Source organism: Martelella sp. AMO21009 (assembly GCF_053484295.1).
The window spans coordinates 53,744-76,025 of the sequence record NZ_JBAKFR010000006.1 but is presented as its reverse complement, the minus strand read 5'-3'; the positions used below and the strand labels follow the sequence as shown (position 1 = coordinate 76,025).

Genomic DNA, 22,282 nt, shown 5'->3' with positions numbered 1-22,282 from the left:
CCGCCGCCTCCGAATTGACAGATGACAATTGAGAACCTGCTTGTCCCGTGGCGCGTTCGCGCATACGCTTTCCCCAAGCAAAGCAAAAACAACGGACCATGCCGGTCCGTTCGGGTGGGGACCCTGAGCATCGATGCGCGTAGGCGCGGCATGCATTTGCGACAAAAGGGGACTGGCAGTGCAGTTTTTCGATACGATTTTCAATTACATCAATGATCTGACCTGGGGCTGGGCGCTGGTGCCGTTCCTGGTCGTGCTCGGCGTGTTCTTCACGGCAGCGAGCGGCTTCGTCCAGTTCCGCTTCTTCAAGCGCATGTTCGGCGTGTTGTGGGGCGACGAGGATGGCGATCCCTCCAAGATCAGCGCCCGCGAGGCGCTGTTCGTTTCGGTCGGCGGTCGCGTCGGCGGCGGCAATATAGCCGGCGTGGCGGTTGCGATCACGGCCGGCGGGCCGGGCGCGGTGTTCTGGATGTGGGCGATCGCCCTTGTCGGCATGTGCTCGGGCCTGGTCGAAGCGACGCTTGCCCAGGCCTACAAGCGCACCGAACCGAACGGCGATTATCGCGGCGGGCCGGCGCAGGCCATTATCCACGGTCTTGGCGAAAACTATCGCTGGCTGGCGCTGATCTACGCGGTCTGCCTGATCGCTGCCTTCGCGATCGGCTTCAATGCGTTTCAGGGCAATACCGTCGCGGGCGCGGCTGCCGATAGCCTCGGCATTCCACGCTATGTCACGGGCATCGTGCTGGCGGCTGCCACCGGCTTCATCGTTTTCGGCGGCATTCATCGCATCGCCAAGGTTTCCGATGTCATCATCCCGATCATGGCCTTCGGCTATATCGGCATGGCGCTGGTGATCATCCTCCTCAATATCACCGCTGTTCCGGCGGTGTTGTGGGATATCGTCGCGAATGCGCTCGGCTTGCGCGAGGCGGTGGCCGGCGGCATCGGGGCCGCGGTTTCCAACGGTCTCAGGCGCGGGCTGTTTTCCAATGAGGCGGGGCTGGGCTCGGCGCCCAATGTGGCGGCCACCGCCTATGTCCGCCATCCGGTGAGCCAGGGCATCACCCAGAGCTTCTCGGTGTTCATCGATACGATGATCATCTGCTCCTGCACCGCCTTCGTGATCCTGCTTGGCGATGTCTACCAGCCGGGCCAGGAAGGGGTCGATGGCGTGATCCTGACCCAGCAGAGCATTGTCGATCACCTCGGCGCCTGGGCGCAATATTATCTTACCGCGGCGATCTTCCTGTTCTCGTTCTCGTCGATCATCTACAACTACTATCTCGGCGAGAACGCGCTTGATTTCATGACCGACAAGCCGAGCGCGGTGCAGATCCTTAGGGGCGTCATCATCGCGATCGTCTTTATCGGCGCGGTTGCGCCGGGTGCTACGGCGGTGTTCAACTTCTCCGACCCGATGATGGGCATCCTTGCGGTCGTCAACCTGCTGGCGCTGATGATGCTGTTCCCGATCGCGCTCCGGCTGATCAACGATTTCCGCGACCAGCTCGCCGCAGGCATCAAGCGGCCGGTGTTCGATCCGAAGAAATTCCCGGATCTCGACACCGACCCCACGGCCTGGCCCGACGCGAAGTGATCGAGGAGCGGTGCTGGAACCCCGGCGCTTGTTGGTTCCGCCGCGGACCGATCAGTTGCCGAGAATTCCGGGCAGACGGAGGCCGTTTTCCCTAGCGCAGTCGATGGCGATATCATAGCCCGCATCGGCATGACGCATGACGCCGGTGGCCGGGTCGTTCCAGAGCACGCGACCGATACGGCGGGCGGCATCGTCGGTGCCGTCGCAGCAGATCACCATGCCGGCATGCTGGGAGAAGCCCATGCCGACGCCGCCACCGTGATGCAGCGACACCCAGGTGGCGCCGGACGCGGTGTTGAGCAGCGCGTTCAGGAGCGGCCAGTCGGACACGGCATCGGAACCATCCTGCATGGCTTCGGTTTCGCGGTTGGGCGAGGCGACGGACCCGGAATCGAGATGGTCGCGGCCGATCACGATCGGGGCCTTCAGCTCGCCGTTCTTCACCATCTCATTGAAGGCAAGACCAAGCCGGTGGCGATCGCCGAGGCCGACCCAGCAGATGCGTGCCGGCAGGCCCTGGAAATGAATGCGCTCACGCGCCATGTCGAGCCAGTTGTGCAGGTGGGTGTTGTCCGGGAGCAGTTCCTTGACCTTCCGGTCGGTCTTGTAGATGTCCTCCGGATCGCCGGACAGCGCTGCCCAGCGGAACGGGCCGATGCCCTTGCAGAACAGCGGTCGAATATAGGTCGGCACGAAACCCGGAAAATCGAAGGCGCGCTCGCAGCCCTCTTCCTTGGCCATCTGGCGGATATTGTTGCCGTAATCGACCGTCGGAATGCCTAAGTCCCAGAAGGCGAGCATGGCTTCCACATGGGTGCGCATTGATGCGCGCGCGGCCTTTTCGACAGCCTTGGGATCACGCTCGGCCTTGTCGCGCCATTCGCCGAGGCTCCAGCCGGCGGGCAGATAGCCATTGACCGGATCGTGCGCCGAGGTCTGGTCGGTGACGATATCGGGGCGGACGCCGCGCTTGACGAGTTCGGGAAGGATTTCCGCCGTGTTGCCGAGCAGGCCGACGGATTTCGCCTCGCCCGCCTTCGTCCAGGCATCAATCATGGCAAGCGCTTCGTCGAGCGTCTCGGCCTTTTCATCGACATAGCCGGTGCGCAGCCGGAAATCGATGCGGGTCGGGTCGCATTCGATCGCAAGGCAGCAGGCGCCGGCCATCACGGCTGCCAGCGGCTGGGCCCCGCCCATGCCGCCGAGACCGCCGGTGAGGATCCATTTGCCCTTGAGGTCACCATTATAGTGCTGGCGGCCGGCCTCCACGAAGGTTTCGTAGGTGCCCTGCACGATGCCCTGCGCGCCGATATAGATCCAGGAGCCGGCCGTCATCTGGCCGTACATCATCAGGCCCTTCTTATCGAGCTCGTGGAAATGGTCCCAGTTGGCCCAGTGGGGTACCAGGTTGGAATTGGCGATCAGCACGCGCGGCGCATCCGCATGGGTGCGAAACACGCCGACCGGCTTTCCCGACTGCACCAGCAGCGTCTCGTCGTCCTCCAGCGTCTTCAGCGTTTCGACGATTTTATCGAAATCGCCCCAGGTGCGGGCCGCCCGGCCGATGCCGCCATAGACCACCAGCTCATGCGGCTTTTCGGCGACATCCGGATCGAGATTGTTCATCAGCATCCTGAGCGGCGCTTCGGTGAGCCAGCTCCTGGCGGTGAGCTCCGTACCGGTCGGGGCGTGAATTTCGCGGGCATTGTGTCGCTGGTTATCGGTCATGGCTTGTTCCCTCTTTTACATGCGTGCGGAGAACGATAGGCGTTCGATCCGCTCGAGAATATCCTGCAAATGGCTTCGCAGCTTTTCCGCCTTGGCCTCGTCATAGGCGAAGGGCGGCGCTTCGGTTGTCAGATGGGTCGATTGCGCCAGTTCCATCTGGATGGCGTGAACGCCGGTTTCGGGTTTTCCGTAATGCCGCGTCGTCCAGCCGCCCTTGAAGCGGCCATTGACGGCATGGTCGTAACCCGGCGCATGGGCGACCACGCTTAGCGCCGCCGCCTCGAATTCGGGCGCTGAGGTGACGCCGAGATTGGTGCCGATGTTGAAATCCGGCAGCTTGCCGTCGAAAAGGAAGGGAATGTGCGAGCGGATCGAGTGGCAGTCATAGAGAATGGCGATACCGTGTTCCGCCTTCACCCGCGCGATTTCGGCGGCAAGAGCCGCGTGGTAGGGTGCGTGAAAGGCTTCGATGCGGGCCGCAATATCCGCCTCGCTCGGTCCTTGGCCATCCTTCCAGATCGACTTGCCGTCAAAATCCGTCTCCGGCACCAGGTCGGTCGTGTTCTGTCCGGGATAGAGGCTCGCCCCCGAGGGATCGCGGTTGGCGTCAATGACGTAACGATGAAATGTCGCCTTCACTGTCGTCGCATCGGCAAGCAAACCATCATACAGCCGGTCGACATGCCAGTCGGTATCGGCGAGCAGACGGCCATTGTCGTTCAGCCGCGCCTCGATCTCCGGCGGGACATGGGTGCCCGTGTGCGGGAAGCCGAGAATGACCGGCGATGCGCCGTGTTTGACGATAACGGGATCGGTCATGGGACAATATTCCTACGTCTAGTGTTACTGCTCGCGCCGCCTGCCCTCATCCGGCCTTCGGCCACCTTCTCCCCAAGGGGAGAAGGGGACGCCCTGCCTGTCCACGCGTTCCGGCGATGGCTGCTTGCTTCCCCTCGCCCCGGAGGGGAGAGGGTGGCGCGCATGCGCCGGGTGAGGGGCGGAACCCCGGTGTCGGCAATGACATGCGGAAAGACCTCAACGCCCAATCTCCGGCAACACCCTTGCCCCGACGGCCTCGAGCAAAACGCCATCGCGCACCGCCGCCGCCGCCTTCTCAAGGTCACCGGCCATATCACGGTCGCCCTCGAGCGTCGCTACCCGCGCGCGGAAGGCGGCGATCACCCGCTGCAACGCCGGACTGGTGACAAGCGGCGCACGCAGCTCCACGCCCTGCGCACCGCAGAGCGCCTCGATGCCGATGATGTTGGCCAGGTTCTCGGTCATCGCCAAAAGCCGCCGCGCGCCATGGCAGGCCATCGATACGTGATCTTCCTGATTGGCAGACGTCGGCGTGGAATCGACCGACGCCGGATGCGCCATCTGCTTGTTCTCGCTCATCAGCGCAGCCGAGGTCACCTCCGCGATCATCAGCCCGGAATTGAGCCCCGGCTTTCTCGACAGGAAGGCCGGCAGGCCAAAGGAAAGCGCGGGGTCTACCAGAAGCGCAATCCGCCGCTGGGCAATCGCGCCAATCTCGCAGACCGCAATGGCAATCTGGTCTGCCGCGAAGGCGACCGGCTCCGCATGGAAATTGCCGCCAGAAACGACGCTGTCGTCGAAAAGCACCAGCGGATTGTCGGTTGCGGCATTGGCCTCGATTTCGAGCGTGCGGCCGGCCTGGCGCAGAAGGTCGAGGCAGGCGCCATCAACCTGCGGCTGGCAGCGGATGCAATAGGGATCCTGCACCCGCTCGTCGCCCTCGATATGCGAAACGCGGATTTCGGAACCTTCGAGTAGCGCCCGCAAGCTTGCCGCCGCGTCGATCTGGCCCTTATGACCACGGAGCGTATGAATATCGGGATGGAACGGTGCCGGCGAGCCCATCGCCGCATCGGTGGAGAGCGCTCCGGTGACGAGCGCGGTAGCGGCACAGCGGAAGGCGCGAAACAGGCCGGCAAGCGCCAGCGCGGTCGACACCTGCGTGCCGTTGATCAGCGCCAGCCCTTCCTTGGCGGCGAGCTGAACGGGCGTCAGGCCAGCCCTTTCCAGCGCCTCCCGGCCGGAAAGCCGCTCGCCGGCGTAAAAGGCTTCGCCCTCTCCCATCATCACGGCGGCCATATGGGCGAGCGGCGCGAGATCGCCGGATGCCCCAACCGAGCCCTTTTCCGGAATGACGGGGGTGACGCCCTTTGCCAGCATGCCCTCGATCAGCCGCACCAGTTCGAGCCGCACGCCCGAAGCGCCGCGACCGAGCGAGATCAGCTTCAGCGCCATGATCAGTCGCACGACGCTGGCCTCAAGCGGCGCGCCGACGCCGCAGCAATGGGACAGGATGAGATTGCGCTGCAGGGTGGCCGTGTCCGCGGCATCGATCCTGATCGAGGCGAGTTTGCCGAAGCCGGTATTGATGCCGTAGACCGGGGCGTTGCCGGCCGCGATCGCGGCGATGCGGGCGGCGGCTTTTTCGATGGCTGCGTCGCAGGCGCGATCAAGCCGCACGACATCATCGCCGCGATAGATGTCTTCCAGCGTGGCGAGCGTCACGTTGCCGGGGTTCAGGACAAGCGTCATCGCATAACCTCATCACCGGCGATATAGAGTCGGGACAGCGGATTGAAACCGATGCGGTAGACAAGCTCGGCCGGCGCATCGACATCCCATATGGCGATATCGGCGGCCTTGCCGGCTTGCAGTGTGCCGGTCTCCTGCGCGAGGCCAAGCGCGCGGGCCGCATTGGCCGTAACGCCGGTAAGGCATTCAGCGACCGTCATGCCAAACAGCGTCGCGCCCATGTTCATCGTCAGAAGCAATGAGGTCAACGGCGAGGTGCCGGGATTGCAATCGGTCGCGAGCGCCAGCGGCACGCCGGCCGCGCGCAGCGCCGCCATTGGCGGGTGCTGCTTTTCCTTCAGCGTGTAGAAGGCCCCGGGCAGCAGAACCGCGACGGAGCCTGCGGCGGCCATGGCCTTCACGCCGGCCTCATCGAGATATTCAAGATGGTCGGAGGAGAGCGCCCCATAGGATGCCGCCATCGCAGCGCCGCCGAGATTGGAAAGCTGCTCGGCATGGAGCTTGACCGGCAGGCCAAGCGCTCTCGCCTTGTCGAAGACCGGGCGAAGCTCGTCCGGCGAAAAGGCGATGCCCTCGCAGAAGGCATCGACAGCATCGACCAGACCTTCATCATGGGCGATCTCGAGGCCGGCAACCGCCACCTGCTCGATATAGGCGGCGTTGCGGCCCTTGTATTCCGGCGGTGTTGCGTGGGCGGCAAGCCAGGTGGTCTTGATCCGGACGGGACGAAGCGTGGCAAGGCGTCGCGCCGCCCGCAGCATCTTCAGCTCGGTCTCGATATTGAGGCCATAGCCGGACTTGATCTCGACGGTGGCGACGCCTTCGGCAAGCAGCGCGTCGAGGCGCGGCAGGGCGGCTTCGACCAGCGCATCCTCGGAAAGCGCGTTGGTCGCGGTCACGGTGGAGACAATTCCGCCTCCGGCGCGCGCGATTTCCTCGTAGGACGCGCCCTCCAACCGCATCTCGAATTCCTTCGCGCGGCTGCCGCCATAGACAAGGTGCGTGTGGCAATCGATCAGCGCCGGGGTGACGAGCCGTCCACCGCAATCGATCGTATCGAAGCCGGTGCAACGCTCCGGCAATCCCGCTTCGGGGCCGACATAGGCGATGCGCCCGGCCTCAACGGCGAGCACACCTTCGATGGCCTCAGCACCATCGGTCATGGCGGCAATAAGGGCATTGGTAAAAAGTTTCGGCGCGGCGGAAGCCATTCCTTTCCCCTTGTTGTCTTTGGTTGGATATTATGTATATACATAACACAATTACGCGCAAGAATAAAATGGGGGCTCATCGCATGGCACTCTTCGCCGAAAATATTCTGACACTCGAGGGCTGGCGCACCAATGCACGGCTGGCTAACGAAGGCGGCCGCATCGCCGATCTCGCCTTCGATCAGACGCCGCAGCCGGGCGACGAGCGCCACGGCATCATCGTCCCCGCCATCTCCAATGTTCACTCCCACGCCTTCCAGCGCGCCATGGCCGGCCTTGCCGAGCGCCGAGGCCCTGCCAGCGACAATTTCTGGAGCTGGCGCGAGGTGATGTACCGCTTCACCTTCGCCATAGAACCGGATGAGGCCGAGGCGATCGCCGCTGAGCTCTATATGGAAATGCTGGAGGCCGGGTTTGCCCGCGTCGGCGAGTTCCACTACCTCCACAATGACAAGGATGGCGGCCTCTACGGTAATATCGGCGAGATGGCGGAACGCATCGCGGCGGCCGCCGGCGAAACAGGCATCGGCCTGACGCTGTTGCCGGTTTTTTATGCCCATTCCGATTTCGGCGGCGCGGCGCCGAACAATGGCCAGCGCCGCTTCATCCACGATCGCGACAGTTTTGCCCGCCTGATGGAGGCATCCGCAAAGATCGTCTCCGGCCTCGATCACGCCGTCCTCGGCGTCGCCCCGCATTCGCTGCGGGCCGTCGCCCCGGAAGAGCTCGACTTTGCCGCAAGCCTGACCGACGGCCCGGTGCACATGCATATTTCGGAGCAGACGAAGGAAGTCGATGACTGCCTTGCCTGGAGCGGAAAGCGCCCGGTGGAATGGCTGCTTGAAAACACCGGCGTCAATGGGCGCTGGTGCCTGATCCACGCGACACACATGACCGATGCCGAGACCGATGGCCTCGCAAGGTCTGGCGCGGTTGCCGGCCTCTGCCCGGTCACTGAAGCCAATCTCGGCGACGGCATCTTCCCGGCAAGCCGGTTTCTGGAAGCCGGCGGCGCATTCGGCGTCGGCTCGGATTCCAACGTGCTGATCGGCCTCGCCGACGAGCTGCGCCAGCTCGAATATGCTCAGCGTCTCGGCGAGCGGGCGCGCAATGTCATCGCCGAACCCGGCGGCACCACCGGTCGCCGCCTGTTCGACGGCGCGCTTTTCGGCGGGGCTCAGGCCATGGGCATCGAAGCGGGCATCGCCGAGGGTAGGCCCGCCAGCTTCTTCTCGCTCGACAACAGCGCCGCCCCCTGGCTCACGGGAGATCAGTCCCTCGACGGCTTCATCTTCGCCGGTCAGGTCAAGCCCGACTGCGTCTGGGTCAACGGCGTCAAACAGGTCGAAGGCGGGCGGCATGTCAGGCGCGCGCCGATTGAGGCGCGATTCCGCAAGGCAATGACGACGCTGATGGCGCGGAGCGGCTGAGCCCAGCAGGGAAAGCGCAAACCCGGCGCTGCATTCCGTTTATGTATAGACGTAAAATCCATTTCTGGCTAGATTGTCCATGCGCGAAACAAGGGCACAAATGCCCATAGCTAGAGGGGTTCTTCCGATGAAATGGCTTGCAGCAACCGCCATGGCCGCCATGGCGCTTTCCACTTCCGCATATGCGCAGGAAACCAAGGTCGCCGTCGGCCTTTCCGGCTGGACCGGCTTTGCGCCGCTGACGCTTGCCAAGGAGGCCGGCATATTCGAGAAAAATGGCCTCGATGTCGAGTTGGTCAAGATTCCGCAGGCAAGCCGTCATCTGGCGCTGGCATCCGGCGATATCCAGTGCGCTGCGACCACAGTGGAAACCTGGATCGTCTGGGCCGCCGCCGGCGTGCCGACCACGCAAATCTTCCAGCTCGACAAGTCCCACGGCGCCGATGGCATGGTTGTGCGCAACGAGATCGAATCGATTGCCGACCTGAAGGGCAAGACCGTCGCGGCCTCCGCGCCCGGCACCTCGCCCTATTTCTATCTCGCCTGGATCCTCAAGGAAAACGGCATGACGATGGACGACGTCAAGGTCGTCAACCTCGAGCCGGGCCCGGCCGCCCAGGCCTTCATCGCCGGCCAGAACGATGCGGCAATGACCTACGAGCCTTACCTGTCGTCGGTCCGCGAAGCGCCGGACGCCGGCAAGATCATCGCCACCACGCTCGACTATCCGGCGGTCATGGACACGTTCGGCTGCACGCCGGCCTTCCTTGCGGAAAACCCGGATGCCGCCAAGGCGCTCGCCACCTCCTATTACGAGGCGCTCGACATGATCGCGGCCGAGCCCGAGAAATCCTACGAGATCATGGGCGCCGACGTGAACCAGTCGGGCGAACAGTTCGCCGGTTCCGCGCAGTATCTCGAATGGCAGGACCGCGATGCGGCGATCGCCTTCTTCGGCGGCGAGTTCAACGATTTCTCGGCCGATGCAGCCCAGTTGCTGCTCGATGCCGGCGTCATCCGCGAAATCCCGGACCTGACGACGCTCGCCGATCCGTCGTTTATCCAGGAGTAAGGCAAGCCGCATAGCCCCCGATCAATCTCCCCTCGAGGGCAGGGGTATCGCATATGGCGTGGCAGCTTGCTCCCAATACTCTCTCCCGCTTGCGGGAGAGATGCCCCGAAAGGGGCAGTGAGCAGCCTCCTAAAGCTGTGAGGGCGTTCGCGGTGATATGCTCCCCCCTCACTGTCGCTTTCGCGACATCTCTCCCCTCCGGGGCGAGAAGATTGGGGGCTATGCGAAAAAGTCATATGCGGTAGCCCTGCCCTCAAGGGGGAGATTGGTGGGAGTGCGAGGGCGGGCCCACCAGATGCAACAACGGGCGCAAACAGCCGCCACCCAAACACGGAGACCCGATGAAACCGCTTGAGCCTATCAGCCCGAAGCTCAGATTGTCGCTTGGCATCCTGTTCTTCGTGATCTTCTTTGCCGGCTGGTCGTTCGCGACCTTTGGCGGTTTCGTGTCGAAGACGTTTCTCGCCGATCCGATCACCATGATGAAGGACGGCTGGTGGCTGTTGTCGAAGCGCGGTTTTCTTGGCGATATCGGCATCACCGTCTGGCGCGTCGTCGGCGGCTTCGTGCTGGCGTCGATCATTGCCGTGCCGGTCGGCATCGCCATGGGGGCCTACAAGCCGATCGAGGCGCTGCTGGAACCCTTCGTTTCCTTCGCGCGCTATCTGCCGGCCTCGGCCTTCGTGCCGCTCCTGATCCTCTGGGCCGGCATTGGCGAGATGCAGAAACTGCTGGTGATCTTCATCGGCGCTGTGTTCCAGATCATCCTGATGGTCGCAGTCTATGTCGCCAACACCCGGCGTGATCTGGTCGAGGCCGCCTACACGCTGGGCGCTTCCGACAGGGGCATCGTCCGGCGCGTGCTGCTGCCGGCCTCCGCGCCCGATATCGCCGAAACGCTGCGTCTCGTGCTCGGCTGGGCCTGGACCTATGTCATCGTCGCCGAACTGATCGGCGCGTCCTCGGGCATCGGCTACATGATCATCAATTCGCAGGCGCTGATGGCGACCGGCCAGATCATTTTCGGGATCATTGTCATCGGCGTGATCGGCCTGATTTCCGACTTTGCCTTCAAGCTCGCAAACCGCCATCTGTTCGCCTGGAGGTTCGCATGAGCGCGCCGGAACTCGAGGTCAAGGGCGTCTCGCGGGTCTTTCCCGGCCGCCGGGGCGCGAAGCCGGTTCAGGCCCTGTCGCCGACGGATCTGACGCTCGAAAAGAATGATTTCGTCACCATCCTCGGCCCGTCCGGATGCGGCAAGTCGACGCTTCTGCGCATCGTCGCCGGGCTCGACAGGCCGACCACCGGCGCTGTCTACCTGGAAGGCGGAGAGATCAAGGGGCCGGGTGCCGATCGTGGCATGGTGTTCCAGTCCTACACGCTGTTTCCCTGGCTGACGATCCGCGAGAATGTCGGCTTCGGCCTGCGTGAAAAGGGCATGAAGGCTTCGGCCATCAAGGAAACGGTCGATCTCTATCTCGATCGCGTCGGCCTCTCCGCATTCGCCGATCATTGGCCGAAACAGCTTTCCGGCGGCATGCAGCAGAGGACGGCGATCGCCCGTGCGCTTGCCAATGATCCGAAGATATTGCTGCTCGACGAGCCGTTCGGCGCGCTCGACAACCAGACCCGCGGGCTGATGCAGGAGTTGCTGCTCGGCATCTGGGAGCGGGAGAAGAAGACGGTGATTTTCGTCACCCACGATATCGAGGAGGCGGTGTTCATGGCCTCGCGGGTCGTCACCATGTCGGCGCGGCCGGGGCGGATTTCCTCGATCACGCCCGTCGATTTTCCCCACCCGCGCGACTATCGCCTCAAGGCCAATCCGGAATTCGCGAAGCTCAGGATGCAGCTTACCGAGGAAATCCGCGCCGAGGTGATCGCGGCGGCGAGCCGGGGTTGAGCATGGCCGAGGAGAGCCGCCCGCTGGCGCTGCATGCCCGCATCGAACGGGAGGTCGAGGGCAGGATCCTGTCCGGCGAGTGGCCGCCTGGCACCCGCATCCCGTTCGAGCACGAGCTGACGGCGCATTACGGCTGCTCGCGGATGACGGTCAACAAGGCGCTGTCGCAGCTTGTCAAGAAGGGGCTGATCGAGCGCCGCCGCAAGTCGGGCTCCTATGTGCGTCAGCCGGAAGTGCTGTCCGCCGTCATGGAAATCCACCAGCTCGAGCGCGAGGTGCGCGCGCTTGGCCTTGCCTATGCCTTCCGGCTGATCGAGGCCACGGAGCACAGCGCGGGCGAGGCCGATCGCAAGCGGCTGCTGCTGTCGGCGCCTGCGGCGGTGATGCATATCCGCGGCATCCACAGCGCTGGAAGCCGCCCCTTCTGCCTGGAAGATCGGCTGATCAGCCTTGCGGAAGTGCCGCAGGCGCGGGAGGCGGATTTTTCGAAATATCCGCCGGGCTCCTGGCTTTTGGAACAGGTGCCGTGGAGTGCGGCCGAACATCGCATCAACGCCGTCGGCGCGGGCCGCGCCGAGGCCGAACTGCTCGATCTGCGCGAGGGCGCGCCCTGCCTGGTGATTGCGCGGCGGACATGGAATGCCAGCGGGTCGATCACCCAGGTCAATCTCACCTATCCCGGCGACATGCACACGCTTGTCGCCGAGTTCTCGCCATCTGGCCGGGCGGGGTAGCGCCCGACCGGCAGAAAGCGGTGGACCGCTCTCAGTGCGCGGAGGACATGTCGCCCAGCACGGTCTTGTTGGCGACCGTGGAATCCGGGTTGAGCGTGTAGACGATGGGTACGCCGGTCGCCAGATTGAGCTTCAGGATCTCCTCCTTGCTCATCCTGTCGAGGATCATGATCAGCGCGCGCAGCGAATTTCCATGGGCCGCGACCAGCACCTTCTCGCCGCGCAGCACGCGCGGCAGAATGTCGGTCAGGTAATAGGGCCACACCCGCGCGCCGGTGTCCTTCAGGCTCTCGCCGCCGGGCGGCGGCACGTCGTAGGACCGGCGCCAGATATGGACCTGTTCCTCGCCCCATTTCTTGCGGGCGTCATCCTTGTTGAGGCCGGCGAGATCGCCATAATCGCGCTCGTTGATCGCCTCGTCCTTGATGGTTTCAAGGTCGGACTGTCCGATCTCGTCGAGAATGATCTGGCAGGTGTTCTGGGCGCGGATGAGGTTCGAGGTGAAGGCGATGTCGAACTTGATCCCGGTTTCGGCCAGCGCCTTCGCGCCGGCAAGGGCCTCGGCTCTTCCCTGATCGGTGAGATCGGGGTCCTTCCAACCGGTGAAAAGGTTCTTCAGGTTCCATTCGCTTTGGCCGTGACGGACCAGAACCAGCGTTCCGCTCATTTAATCAGTTCCTTCGTTGCTATTTGGAAAGCCCGAGCACGTCGAGCATGGAATAAAGTCCGGGTTTTTCCCCGCGCGCCCAAAGCGCCGCCTCGACCGCGCCGCGGGCGAAGATGCTGCGGTCGGTGGCCTTGTGCGACAGGCTCACGGTTTCGCCCTCGCCGGCCAGCAGCACGGAATGCTCGCCCACCACCGAGCCGCCGCGCAGCGTGGCAAAGCCGATCGTGCCTTCCTCGCGCGCGCCGGTATGGCCGTCGCGCACCTTCACGGCCTTGTCCTTCAGCGAGACGCCGCGCCCTTCGGCGGCAGCCTCGCCCAGCAGAAGGGCGGTGCCGGATGGCGCGTCGACCTTGTGGCGGTGATGCATTTCCAGCACCTCGATATCCCAGCCCCTGGCTGACAGCGCTGCTGCGGCCTGTTTGACCAGAACGCCCAGAAGATTGACGCCGAGGCTCATATTGCCGGATTTGACGATCCGGGCGTGGCGGCTTGCAGCCTTCACCTTTGCCTCGTCCTCCTCCGACATGCCGGTGGTGCCGATAACGTGGACGATGCGGGCCTGGGCGGCCAGTTCCGCATATTCGACGGAAGCGGCGGGTACTGTGAAATCAAGCACGCCGTCGGCATCGACAAAGGCCTTCAGCGGATCGTCGGTGATTGCAACGCCAAGCTCGCCGACGCCGGCAAGCACGCCGGCCTCCTTGCCAAGCGCCGGACTGTCGGGCCGGTCGATCGCGGCGTGCAGCACGGCGCCTTCGGTCTCGCAAATGACGCGGATGAGGGTCTGACCCATCCGTCCGCTGGCACCCACGACGACAAGCTTCATTGCCGGAGAATTCATATGTCTTCCTGGTATTTTCGATTTACGGCGACCCCGCCGCAGGTGAATGCGGCGGGGCAGGCAGACCTTATTGCAAGCTTTCCATGAAGGAAAGATCGGCATCCGCGAAATCGATCCGCGCGACGGTTGCTTTCCGCGCCTCAGACCCGCCAGCGCCGTCCATCGAGGGCGAGGCCGAAGCGGGTGGGGGTTCGGGCGAAGCTGGAAAGGCCGGCAAGGGCTGCGAGCGGATGGGTCACGACATAGGTCGGGATCGCTTCAAGAAGCTTGGTATGCGGCGCCTTGTCTTCGAAGGCGGCGCGGAATTCCGGCTTTTTCAGCGCCGGCAGGATTTTCTGCGAAATGCCGCCGGCGAGATAGACGCCGCCGCGGGCCATGAACACCATCGCCATGTCGCCGGCAAGACGGCCGAGATAGGTGGAAAACAGTGTGAGGGTTTCGACAGCCTGCGGGTCGGTGCCGTCGAGCCCGTGCTGGCTGACATCCTTCGGTTCATAGGGCTTGGGCTCGATGCCGTCGGCGGCGCAGATGGCGTTATAGAGGTTCACCATGCCGCGGCCGCACAGGATCTGCTCGGCGGCCACCCGGCCTTCGATCGTTTTGATGTGCGGAAAGATCTCGTAATCGCGCGCGGTGCGCGGGCCGACATCGATATGGCCGCCTTCGCCGGGAACCGGGATCCAGCGCTCCTCGGCATGGACGAGACCCGCGACACCGAGCCCGGTGCCGGGGCCGAGCACGACGCGCGAGGCCAGCATCTTGTCCGGCCGGTCGCCGATCGGCTCGCGAAACTCGTCCGGCATGTTGGCGATCGCCAGCGCCTGGGCCTCGAAATCATTGATGACGATCACGTCGACGAGGCCGAGATGGGCGATCATGTCGTGCGGCTTCACCACCCAGTCGCAATTGGTCAGCGGAATTTCATCGCCCCGGATCGGGCCGGCAACCGCGAGGATCGCGCTTCTCGGCTGCAGCGATGACTTGTCCATCACCGCCGCCTGGATCGCATCGTTGATCGTGGCGAAATCGGCCGTGTGCACGATCGGGAAGTCGCGCGGCTCGGCATAGGGATCGACCAGCAGCGAGAACCGGGCATTGGTGCCGCCGATATCGCCGATCAGGATGGGGAAGGCGAGCGGTTGTTCGAGCGGTATTCTGGCCATGGTGTTTCCCCTTGCGATCGGCAAAGCGCTTCTGCTTCTGGCGGTTCCGGACGGTGCGGTGATATCAACGCGAAAGTAATATCCGCAAGCCGGTTTGGCGTTTCCTACATCAGTTCAAACCGCTTTGAAAGGGCCGGCTCACCCTCTCGGCCTTTGCGTCGGCACGGGGCCGATTTCGGGCCAAGGCGCCAGCGGCGGCAGCGGGATTGTCGGCGTCAGCGCGGCCTGCGGCAGGTCGGCCGGCGCCGGCGCATCGAGCACGGCCGTGCAGGCCGCCGGCAGGTCGGACATGATTGTGTAGCTTGGCCGGGTCGGCTTGGGCGGCGGCTTTGCCGGTTTTTCGGGCGGCTTTTCAGGCTTTGCGGGCGCCCAGGGCTCGTCGGAAAGCCACCAGGCAAGGTTCGCGCCGCAGCCGTCATCGGCCATGTCCACACGGTTCTGCGGATCGCAATCGGGCGAGCCGGGGCGGCAGAACAGGCGGATATGGAAATGGTAGTGATGGCCGTAATAGGGGCGCACCTTGGCAAGGTTGGTGCGCTCGCCCTTCCAGTCGTCGCAGAGCGCCTTCTTGATTCCGGGATGGACGAAGATGCGCTGGACTTCCGGATAGCTCGCCGCCCGCATGATCAGGCGCTCGTGGGCCGGGGTGAATTTCTTCGGATCGACAAACAGCGTGCCGTCGTTCTTCAGCACGGATTGAGCGGAGATGTCTTCCCGCTCGCGTAGCGTCAGCCGCCGGTCGGGCATCGGGTTCAGCCAGATATCGGCGTCGAGCCCCACCTGATGGGAGGCGTGGCCGGACAGCATCGGCCCGCCGCGCGGCTGGGAAATATCGCCGACCAGTAGCCCCGGCCAGCCGTCATATTGCGCGGCCTCGCGCGACAGTTTCTTGATCAGCGCGATCGTGTCGGGGTGGCCGAAGCGGCGGTTGCGTGAAAGCCGCATCGCCTGCCATGTCGGCCCGTCGATCGGCAGCGCCTCGGCCCCGGCAAGGCAGCCCTTGGAATAAAAGCCTATCGATTGCGGCTTACCGGCGCTCGGCGCGGCTTCCGACGCGAACAGCACCTTGGCGGGCGGCGGAAAGTCCTCGGCAACGGCGGAAGATGCCGCCATTGCAAGGGCGAGGACTGCGGACAGGGTTTTGATCCACCGCATGCTGTTGCTCCCTCCATGCCGCGCGTTCCGGCCGAAACGGCAGGCGCAAAACCCGCTGCCACCATGTTTTCACGAAATGGCCACTTGTGCACCCATGCCGATATTTGCTTATTCTTGTTGCTGAAACGAGAAAAGCAAGCACGCAGAAGGCAAAAACCATGTGGATAAAGGCTGCTCGGGCGATCGTGATCGCAGTCGCGGGGCTTTCTGCCCCGGCTGTTCTGGCTGAGGACAATGGCGGCGGCGACTGGCATTATGCCAGCGCGCTGACCGGGAGCCCGCAATACGCTGAGGATTTCGCGCATTTCGATTATGCCGATCCGGATGCGCCGAAGGGCGGCGAGTTGAAGCTTTCGGCGACTGGCACGTTCGATTCGCTCAATCCCGTGCCCTATGGCGGCAACAAGGCGATCGGTCTCGGACTGGTGTTCGAAACGCTGATGACTCCCTCCGAAGACGAGATCAACGCGATGTACGGCCTTCTGGCCGAGGCTTTTCGCTATCCCGAAGACCTGTCCTCGGTCACCTATAGGCTGAATCCGGAAGCGAAATTCTCCGACGGCGAGCCTGTGACGCCGGAAGACGTCGTGTTCTCCTTCGACAGCTTCAAGACGCTGAACGCCCAATATGCCAATTATTATCGCCATGTGACCAGCGCCGAGGCGACCGGCGAGCGTGAGGTGACCTTTCACTTCGACGAGACGGGAAACCGCGAACTGCCGCAGATTGTCGGCCAGCTTCTCGTCCTGCCCAAACACTGGTTCGAGGATGAGGATGGCACTATAGTCCACGATATTTCGGCCAGCACGCTGGAGAAGATTGTGGGCTCCGGCCCCTATGTGATCGACACGGTCAATCCGGGTTCGTCGATCACCTATCGACTGAATGACGACTATTGGGGGCGCGACCTCAACGTCAATGTCGGGCGCAACAATTTCGGCACGGTGAAATATCTCTATTTTGCCGACCTCGATGTCGCCTTCGAGGCCTTCCGCGCCGGCACGTTCGATTTCTGGGTCGAGACCCGGGCCAAGCGCTGGGCGACCGGCTATAATTTTCCGGCGGTCAAAGATGGCGATGTCACCCGCGAGGCGGTGCCCAACCCGCTGCGCACACGCGGCATCATGCAGGCGCTGGTGCCCAACAACCGCCGCGCGCCGTTCGATGACAAGCGGGTGCGCGAGGCGTTGATCTATGCCTTCGATTTCGAGACGATCAACAAGAACCAGTTGAGCGACGCCTATGCGCGCGACAATTCCTTCTGGTTCGGGACCGATCTGGCCTCATCCGGCCTGCCCAAGGGCGAGGAGTTGCAGATCCTCGATTCGGTGCGCGATCTGGTGCCGCCGGAGGTATTCAACAAGGCCAACAAGCTGCCGGTCGGTGGCACGCAGGAGCAATCGCGCGCCAACCTTCAGAAGGCGTTCGGGCTTTTGAGAGAGGCCGGGTTTGAAAGGCAGGGCGGCAAGCTGGTCAATAGCGAGACCGGTGAACCCTTCGCCTTCGAAATCCTTCTCGACAATCCCTCCCTGCAGGTTGTCGTGCTGCCCTATGTCGAGAACCTGCGCAAGCTTGGCATTGATGCTTCGGTTCGCGTGGTCGATACGTCGCAATATCAGAACCGAGTGAATGATTTCGACTATGATATGATCTGGGAGCTATGGCCCCAGTCGCTGAGCCCGGGCAACGAGCAGTTCAACTATTGGGGTTCGCAATCGGCCGACCAGCCGGGCTCGGAAAACTATGCCGGCATTTCCGATCCGGGCGTCGACGCGCTGATCCAGAAGATCGTGTTCGCCGATGACCGCGACACGCTGGTCGCCGCCACCAAGGCGCTCGATCGGGTGCTGCTCGCCAATGACTATATCATTCCGCTCTATTATTCGCGCGACTACCGCATCGCCTACTGGAACACGATCACCCACGGTGAATTCCCCGAATACGGCCTCGATTTCCCCGCCGGCTGGTGGTCGACGGAGGCGGAATGAGAGTGCGGTTTGGCGGCGTGTCGTTAGCGGCAGAGGCCTGTGATTGCCGTGCAAGCTTGTCCGTAAAGCACCGGGGGGCTGACAACGCTAGCGCTCGGAAGATTGTTTCCGGACATTGCCACTTGCTCCCGATATTCTCTCCCGCTTGCGGGAGAGATGCCCCGAAAGGGGCAGTGAGGGTGATGCAGCATGTCAGTCTTGTGAGGGCGCCCGTGTGGATAGACTCCCCCCTCACTGTCGCTCTCGCGACATCTCTCCCCTCCGGGGCGAGAAGACTTGGGGGCTATGCGGCGATGAGCCTTCATGATGGGAGATTCAAGGGAGCTTCACTGCGATTCCATCCCGCCGGGAGCGCTGCATAATGGGCTCCTACATCCTCCGCCGCATCCTGCTGATGATCCCGACGCTGATCGGGATCATGACGATATCGTTCATCATCGTGCAGTTCGCGCCGGGCGGGCCGGTGGAACAGGTGATCGCCGAGATCAACGGGCAGGGCGGCGGCGCCGAGAGCCGGATTTCCGGCGGCTCCGATGCCGGCATGTCGATGGACAGTTTCGACAGTTCCTCCTCCTCCAGCTATCGCGGGGCGCAGGGGCTCGATCCCGAACTGATCGCCGATCTCGAGCGGCAGTTCGGCTTCGACAAGCCGCCGCTGACCCGTTACCTGCTGATGATGCGCGATTTCGCGACCTTCAATTTCGGCGACAGCTTCTTTCGCAATTCCTCCGTCATCGACCTGATCATCGACAAGCTGCCGGTATCGATTTCGCTCGGCGTGTGGGTGCTGATCCTGTCCTACGGCATCTCGATCCCGCTCGGCATCCGCAAGGCGGTGAAGGACGGCTCGCGCTTCGACGTCTGGACCTCGGGCGTGATCGTCATCGGCTACGCCATTCCGGGCTTCCTGCTCGGCATCCTCCTGATCATCCTGTTCGCCGGCGGTTCCTTCTTCGACTGGTTCCCGCTGCGCGGCCTGGTCTCCGACAATTTCGCGCAACTGCCCTTGTGGCAGAAGCCGCTTGACTATTTCTGGCATCTGGCGCTGCCGCTGATCGCGCTGTCGGTCTCCTCCTTCGCCACCACCACGCTTTTGACTAAGAACTCGTTCATCGACGAGATCGGCAAGCAATATGTGGTCACCGCCCGCGCCAAGGGGCTGACCGAGAACAAGGTGCTCTATGGTCACGTGTTCCGCAATGCGATGCTGATCGTGATCGCGGGCTTTCCGGGCTCGTTCATACTGGCCTTCTTCACCGGCTCGCTGCTGATCGAGAACGTGTTCTCGCTCGATGGTCTCGGCCGGCTCGGCTATCTGTCGCTGGTCAATCGCGACTATCCGGTGGTGTTCGCCACGCTCTACATCTTCTCGTTGCTCGGGCTGGTGATCGGGCTCATCTCCGACCTGATCTATACCTGGATCGATCCGCGCATCGATTTCGAAAAGAGGGATGTGTGAGATGAGCGAACTCGCATCCCCCGATGTGGCGGCAAACGTGCCGAAATCCGGCATCCTGTCGCCAATGAACCTCAGGCGCTGGCAGAATTTCAAGGCGAACCGCCGCGGGTTCTGGTCGCTGTGGATCTTCCTGTTCCTGTTCATCATCAGCCTTGGCGCGGAATTCGTCGCCAACGACAAGCCGCTGATCGCCTCCTATAACGGCGAGATCCTGTTTCCGGTGCTTGTCGATTATCCCGAGGAGAAGTTCGGCGGCTTTTTGGCCGTGACCGATTACCGCTCCGGCTTCATTCGCGACGAGATCGAGGCCAATGGCTGGATGATCTGGCCGCCGGTGCGCTATTCCTATCGCACGATCAACGCCAATGTACCCTATTCCGCGCCGACGCCGCCCTTCTGGCTGATGAGCAAGGAGGAGCGCTGCGCCGGCTATCCGGAGGGCGTGGACGATCCGGCCTGCGTGCTCGGCAATATGAACTGGCTCGGCACGGATGATCTGGCGCGCGATGTGCTCGCCCGCGTGATCTACGGCTTCCGCATCTCGGTGCTGTTCGGCCTGTTGCTCACCGGCTTCTCGGCCGTCATCGGCGTCAGTGCCGGCGCGGTGCAGGGCTATTTCGGCGGCTGGGTCGATCTTTTGATGCAGCGCTTCATCGAGATCTGGTCGTCGCTGCCGACGCTCTACATTCTTCTCATCATCGCCGCGATCCTGCCGCCCGGCTTCTGGGTGCTGCTCGGCGTGATGCTGGTGTTCTCCTGGGTCAGTTTCGTCGCCGTGGTGCGCGCTGAATTTCTCAGGGCGCGCAATTTCGAATATGTCCGCGCCGCCCGCGCGCTCGGCGTCGGCAATGGCACGATCATGTTCCGCCATCTTCTGCCGAACGCGATGGTGGCGACCTTGACCTTCGTGCCGTTCATCCTGTCGGGTGCGATCGTGACGCTGACGTCGCTCGACTTCCTGGGCTTCGGCATGCCGCCGGGCTCGCCCTCGCTCGGCGAGCTTGTCAACCAGGGCAAGAGCAATCTGCAGGCCCCCTGGCTCGGCATCACCGCCTTCATGACGCTCTCCATCATGCTGTCGCTGCTGGTGTTCGTCGGCGAAGCGGTGCGCGATGCCTTTGATCCGAGGAAGACGTTCCAATGACAAAGACGCCTCTTCTCTCCGTGAAAGACCTTTCCGTCGCCTTCCGCCAGGGCGGGGCGGAAAGCCTTGCCGTCGACCGGGTGTCGTTCGACATCATGCCGGGCGAGGTGGTGGCGCTGGTGGGCGAATCGGGCTCCGGCAAGTCCGTGACCGCCGCCTCCGTGCTGCGATTGCTGCCCTATCCGGCTGCAAGCCACCCGAGCGGCGAGATCCTGTTTGAGGGCCGCGACCTGTTGAAGGCCGATGACAGGACCCTGCGCGAAGTGCGCGGCGGCGATATCACCCAGATATTCCAGGAACCGATGACCTCGCTCAACCCGCTTCACACGGTGGAACGGCAGGTCGGCGAGACGCTGTCGCTGCATGGCGGCATGACGGGCGCTGCGGCGCGCAAGCGGATACTGGAGCTCCTGAACGAGGTCGGCATTCGCGAGGCGGAAAAGCGGCTTGGCGCGTTCCCGCACGAGTTGTCCGGCGGACAGCGCCAGCGCGTGATGATCGCGATGGCGCTCGCCAACCGTCCGAAACTGCTGATCGCCGACGAGCCGACGACCGCCCTTGATGTAACGGTGCAGGCGCAGATATTGAAACTGCTGAAGTCGCTTCAACGCGATCATGGCATGTCGATGCTGTTCATCACCCATGATCTTGGCATCGTGCGCAAATTCGCCGATCGCGTCTGCGTCATGACCAAGGGCAAGATCGTCGAGCATGGCCCCGTCGCCGAGATTTTCGATGATCCGCAGCATGACTACACAAAACACCTGCTCGCCGCCGAGCCGAAGGGCACGCCGCCGGCGCATGATCCGGCGCGCGAAGTGGTGATGGAGGCGGACAATCTGAAGGTCTGGTTCCCGGTCAAGACCGGCCTGCTGCGCAAGACCGTCGACCACGTCAAGGCGGTCAATGGCATCTCGCTGAAGCTGAGGGCCGGCGAGACGCTCGGCGTCGTCGGCGAGAGCGGGTCGGGCAAGACCACGCTCGGCCTGGCGCTGACGCGGATGATCTCGTCCGAAGGCCGGATCGCCTTCGTCGGCAAGGATATCGATGCCTACAGCTTCAAGGCGATGAAGCCGCTGCGCGAACAGATGCAGATCGTGTTTCAGGACCCCTATGGCTCGCTGTCGCCGCGCATGTCGATCGGCGAGATCATTGCCGAGGGGCTGAAGATCCACGAGCGCGGGCTTTCGGCCGCCGAGCGCGAAGCCCGCGTCGGCGCGGCGCTGGAGGAGGTGGGGCTCGACGCCGCCACCCGCTGGCGCTATCCGCACGAGTTTTCCGGTGGCCAGCGCCAGCGCGTCGCGATCGCCCGCGCCATGGTGCTGAAACCCCGCTTCGTGATGCTGGACGAACCGACCTCCGCGCTCGACATGAGCGTGCAGGCGCAAGTGGTCGATCTGCTTTCCGCGCTGCAGAAGAAGCACAATCTCGCCTATCTGTTCATCAGCCACGACCTGAAAGTGGTGCGCGCGCTGGCGAACGAGATCATCGTCATGCGGCTTGGCGAGGTGGTGGAGCGCGGACCGGCGAAGGACGTGTTCGAGAACCCGCAGGCCGAGTACACCAAAGCGCTGCTCGCCGCAGCCTTCGACATCGAGCCGATCGAAGCGGACTGA

The 22,282-nt window shown here is 63.4% G+C and carries 18 protein-coding genes; 10 read left to right on the top strand and 8 right to left on the bottom strand.

Annotated elements, in window-relative coordinates:
* Positions 1 to 178 precede the first annotated feature (178 nt).
* Entirely contained in the window at positions 179 to 1,600 is a 1,422-nt protein-coding gene (locus V6766_RS09570; RefSeq protein ID WP_448465829.1) for an alanine/glycine:cation symporter family protein, read from the top strand.
* Between the two features lie 51 nt (positions 1,601 to 1,651).
* Here V6766_RS09570 and hutU read toward each other — a convergent pair whose 3' ends face one another.
* The 4 genes from hutU to hutI all read right to left on the bottom strand — a co-directional run bounded on the left by hutU (position 1,652) and on the right by hutI (position 7,110).
* A complete protein-coding gene (gene hutU / locus V6766_RS09565) occupies positions 1,652 to 3,328 on the bottom strand; it encodes a urocanate hydratase (protein ID WP_448465827.1) in 1,677 nt (558 codons plus the stop codon).
* A 15-nt stretch (positions 3,329 to 3,343) separates the two neighbouring features.
* Positions 3,344 to 4,147, bottom strand: coding sequence for an N-formylglutamate deformylase (hutG, locus tag V6766_RS09560; RefSeq protein ID WP_448465825.1), 804 nt, complete (start codon positions 4,145 to 4,147; stop codon positions 3,344 to 3,346).
* Positions 4,148 to 4,363: 216 nt separating this feature from the next.
* Positions 4,364 to 5,899 carry a histidine ammonia-lyase gene (gene hutH, locus V6766_RS09555; RefSeq protein WP_448465823.1) on the bottom strand — a complete coding sequence of 512 codons (1,536 nt, stop codon included), beginning with the start codon at positions 5,897 to 5,899 and terminating at the stop codon, positions 4,364 to 4,366.
* The gene (gene hutI, locus V6766_RS09550) at positions 5,896 to 7,110 is read right to left on the bottom strand and encodes an imidazolonepropionase (protein ID WP_448465821.1); all 1,215 of its coding nucleotides are present in this window, start codon (positions 7,108 to 7,110) and stop codon (positions 5,896 to 5,898) included. The genes hutH and hutI overlap by 4 nt, the downstream gene beginning before the upstream one ends.
* A gap of 83 nt (positions 7,111 to 7,193) precedes the next feature.
* Between hutI and V6766_RS09545 the strand changes: the two genes are divergently transcribed.
* From V6766_RS09545 to hutC, 5 genes are all read left to right on the top strand, one after another.
* Complete coding sequence (locus V6766_RS09545) at positions 7,194 to 8,540, top strand: formimidoylglutamate deiminase (protein ID WP_448465819.1); 1,347 nt, start codon at positions 7,194 to 7,196, stop codon at positions 8,538 to 8,540.
* Positions 8,541 to 8,667: 127 nt separating this feature from the next.
* Positions 8,668 to 9,612, top strand: coding sequence for an ABC transporter substrate-binding protein (locus V6766_RS09540; RefSeq protein ID WP_448465817.1), 945 nt, complete (start codon positions 8,668 to 8,670; stop codon positions 9,610 to 9,612).
* Between the two features lie 341 nt (positions 9,613 to 9,953).
* Entirely contained in the window at positions 9,954 to 10,727 is a 774-nt protein-coding gene (locus tag V6766_RS09535; protein ID WP_448465815.1) for an ABC transporter permease, read from the top strand.
* Positions 10,724 to 11,515 carry an ABC transporter ATP-binding protein gene (locus V6766_RS09530; RefSeq protein ID WP_448465813.1) on the top strand — a complete coding sequence of 264 codons (792 nt, stop codon included), beginning with the start codon at positions 10,724 to 10,726 and terminating at the stop codon, positions 11,513 to 11,515. The genes V6766_RS09535 and V6766_RS09530 overlap by 4 nt, the downstream gene beginning before the upstream one ends.
* A 2-nt stretch (positions 11,516 to 11,517) precedes the next feature.
* The gene (gene hutC / locus V6766_RS09525; protein WP_448465811.1) at positions 11,518 to 12,249 is read left to right on the top strand and encodes a histidine utilization repressor; all 732 of its coding nucleotides are present in this window, start codon (positions 11,518 to 11,520) and stop codon (positions 12,247 to 12,249) included.
* A gap of 31 nt (positions 12,250 to 12,280) precedes the next feature.
* Here the strand turns inward: hutC and V6766_RS09520 are convergent, their stop codons facing one another.
* From V6766_RS09520 to mepA, 4 genes are all read right to left on the bottom strand, one after another.
* Positions 12,281 to 12,916: a 2,3-bisphosphoglycerate-dependent phosphoglycerate mutase gene (locus V6766_RS09520; RefSeq protein ID WP_448465809.1), complete on the bottom strand. Its 636-nt coding sequence runs from the start codon at positions 12,914 to 12,916 to the stop codon at positions 12,281 to 12,283.
* A gap of 19 nt (positions 12,917 to 12,935) precedes the next feature.
* Positions 12,936 to 13,757 (bottom strand): 4-hydroxy-tetrahydrodipicolinate reductase, encoded by an 822-nt coding sequence (gene dapB, locus V6766_RS09515; protein ID WP_448465807.1) that lies wholly within the window; start codon positions 13,755 to 13,757, stop codon positions 12,936 to 12,938.
* Between the two features lie 140 nt (positions 13,758 to 13,897).
* Positions 13,898 to 14,920 carry a glucokinase gene (locus V6766_RS09510; RefSeq protein ID WP_448465805.1) on the bottom strand — a complete coding sequence of 341 codons (1,023 nt, stop codon included), beginning with the start codon at positions 14,918 to 14,920 and terminating at the stop codon, positions 13,898 to 13,900.
* Positions 14,921 to 15,058: 138 nt separating this feature from the next.
* Entirely contained in the window at positions 15,059 to 16,075 is a 1,017-nt protein-coding gene (mepA, locus tag V6766_RS09505; RefSeq protein ID WP_448465803.1) for a penicillin-insensitive murein endopeptidase, read from the bottom strand.
* 158 nt (positions 16,076 to 16,233) lie between these two features.
* Between mepA and V6766_RS09500 the strand changes: the two genes are divergently transcribed.
* The 4 genes from V6766_RS09500 (at position 16,234) to V6766_RS09485 (ending at position 22,282) form a co-directional block, all read left to right on the top strand.
* Positions 16,234 to 18,063: an extracellular solute-binding protein gene (locus V6766_RS09500; protein ID WP_448465801.1), complete on the top strand. Its 1,830-nt coding sequence runs from the start codon at positions 16,234 to 16,236 to the stop codon at positions 18,061 to 18,063.
* 361 nt (positions 18,064 to 18,424) lie between these two features.
* Positions 18,425 to 19,522, top strand: coding sequence for a microcin C ABC transporter permease YejB (locus tag V6766_RS09495; RefSeq protein ID WP_448465799.1), 1,098 nt, complete (start codon positions 18,425 to 18,427; stop codon positions 19,520 to 19,522).
* Position 19,523: 1 nt separating this feature from the next.
* Positions 19,524 to 20,666 carry an ABC transporter permease gene (locus tag V6766_RS09490; protein ID WP_448465797.1) on the top strand — a complete coding sequence of 381 codons (1,143 nt, stop codon included), beginning with the start codon at positions 19,524 to 19,526 and terminating at the stop codon, positions 20,664 to 20,666.
* Positions 20,663 to 22,282 (top strand): ABC transporter ATP-binding protein, encoded by a 1,620-nt coding sequence (locus tag V6766_RS09485; protein WP_448465796.1) that lies wholly within the window; start codon positions 20,663 to 20,665, stop codon positions 22,280 to 22,282. Before V6766_RS09490 ends, V6766_RS09485 begins: the two co-directional genes overlap by 4 nt.

What these genes read in the sequence shown, in the direction of transcription:
- hutU (WP_448465827.1), bottom strand. Translation starts at nt 3,328, where the DNA reads ATGACCGATAACCAGCGACACAATGCCCGCGAAATTCACGCCCCGACC.
- hutG (WP_448465825.1), bottom strand. Translation starts at nt 4,147, where the DNA reads ATGACCGATCCCGTTATCGTCAAACACGGCGCATCGCCGGTCATTCTC.
- hutH (WP_448465823.1), bottom strand. Translation starts at nt 5,899, where the DNA reads ATGACGCTTGTCCTGAACCCCGGCAACGTGACGCTCGCCACGCTGGAA.
- hutI (WP_448465821.1), bottom strand. Translation starts at nt 7,110, where the DNA reads ATGGCTTCCGCCGCGCCGAAACTTTTTACCAATGCCCTTATTGCCGCC.
- V6766_RS09545 (WP_448465819.1), top strand. Translation starts at nt 7,194, where the DNA reads ATGGCACTCTTCGCCGAAAATATTCTGACACTCGAGGGCTGGCGCACC.
- V6766_RS09540 (WP_448465817.1), top strand. Translation starts at nt 8,668, where the DNA reads ATGAAATGGCTTGCAGCAACCGCCATGGCCGCCATGGCGCTTTCCACT.
- V6766_RS09535 (WP_448465815.1), top strand. Translation starts at nt 9,954, where the DNA reads ATGAAACCGCTTGAGCCTATCAGCCCGAAGCTCAGATTGTCGCTTGGC.
- V6766_RS09530 (WP_448465813.1), top strand. Translation starts at nt 10,724, where the DNA reads ATGAGCGCGCCGGAACTCGAGGTCAAGGGCGTCTCGCGGGTCTTTCCC.
- hutC (WP_448465811.1), top strand. Translation starts at nt 11,518, where the DNA reads ATGGCCGAGGAGAGCCGCCCGCTGGCGCTGCATGCCCGCATCGAACGG.
- V6766_RS09520 (WP_448465809.1), bottom strand. Translation starts at nt 12,916, where the DNA reads ATGAGCGGAACGCTGGTTCTGGTCCGTCACGGCCAAAGCGAATGGAAC.
- dapB (WP_448465807.1), bottom strand. Translation starts at nt 13,757, where the DNA reads ATGAATTCTCCGGCAATGAAGCTTGTCGTCGTGGGTGCCAGCGGACGG.
- V6766_RS09510 (WP_448465805.1), bottom strand. Translation starts at nt 14,920, where the DNA reads ATGGCCAGAATACCGCTCGAACAACCGCTCGCCTTCCCCATCCTGATC.
- mepA (WP_448465803.1), bottom strand. Translation starts at nt 16,075, where the DNA reads ATGCGGTGGATCAAAACCCTGTCCGCAGTCCTCGCCCTTGCAATGGCG.
- V6766_RS09500 (WP_448465801.1), top strand. Translation starts at nt 16,234, where the DNA reads ATGTGGATAAAGGCTGCTCGGGCGATCGTGATCGCAGTCGCGGGGCTT.
- V6766_RS09495 (WP_448465799.1), top strand. Translation starts at nt 18,425, where the DNA reads ATGGGCTCCTACATCCTCCGCCGCATCCTGCTGATGATCCCGACGCTG.
- V6766_RS09490 (WP_448465797.1), top strand. Translation starts at nt 19,524, where the DNA reads ATGAGCGAACTCGCATCCCCCGATGTGGCGGCAAACGTGCCGAAATCC.
- V6766_RS09485 (WP_448465796.1), top strand. Translation starts at nt 20,663, where the DNA reads ATGACAAAGACGCCTCTTCTCTCCGTGAAAGACCTTTCCGTCGCCTTC.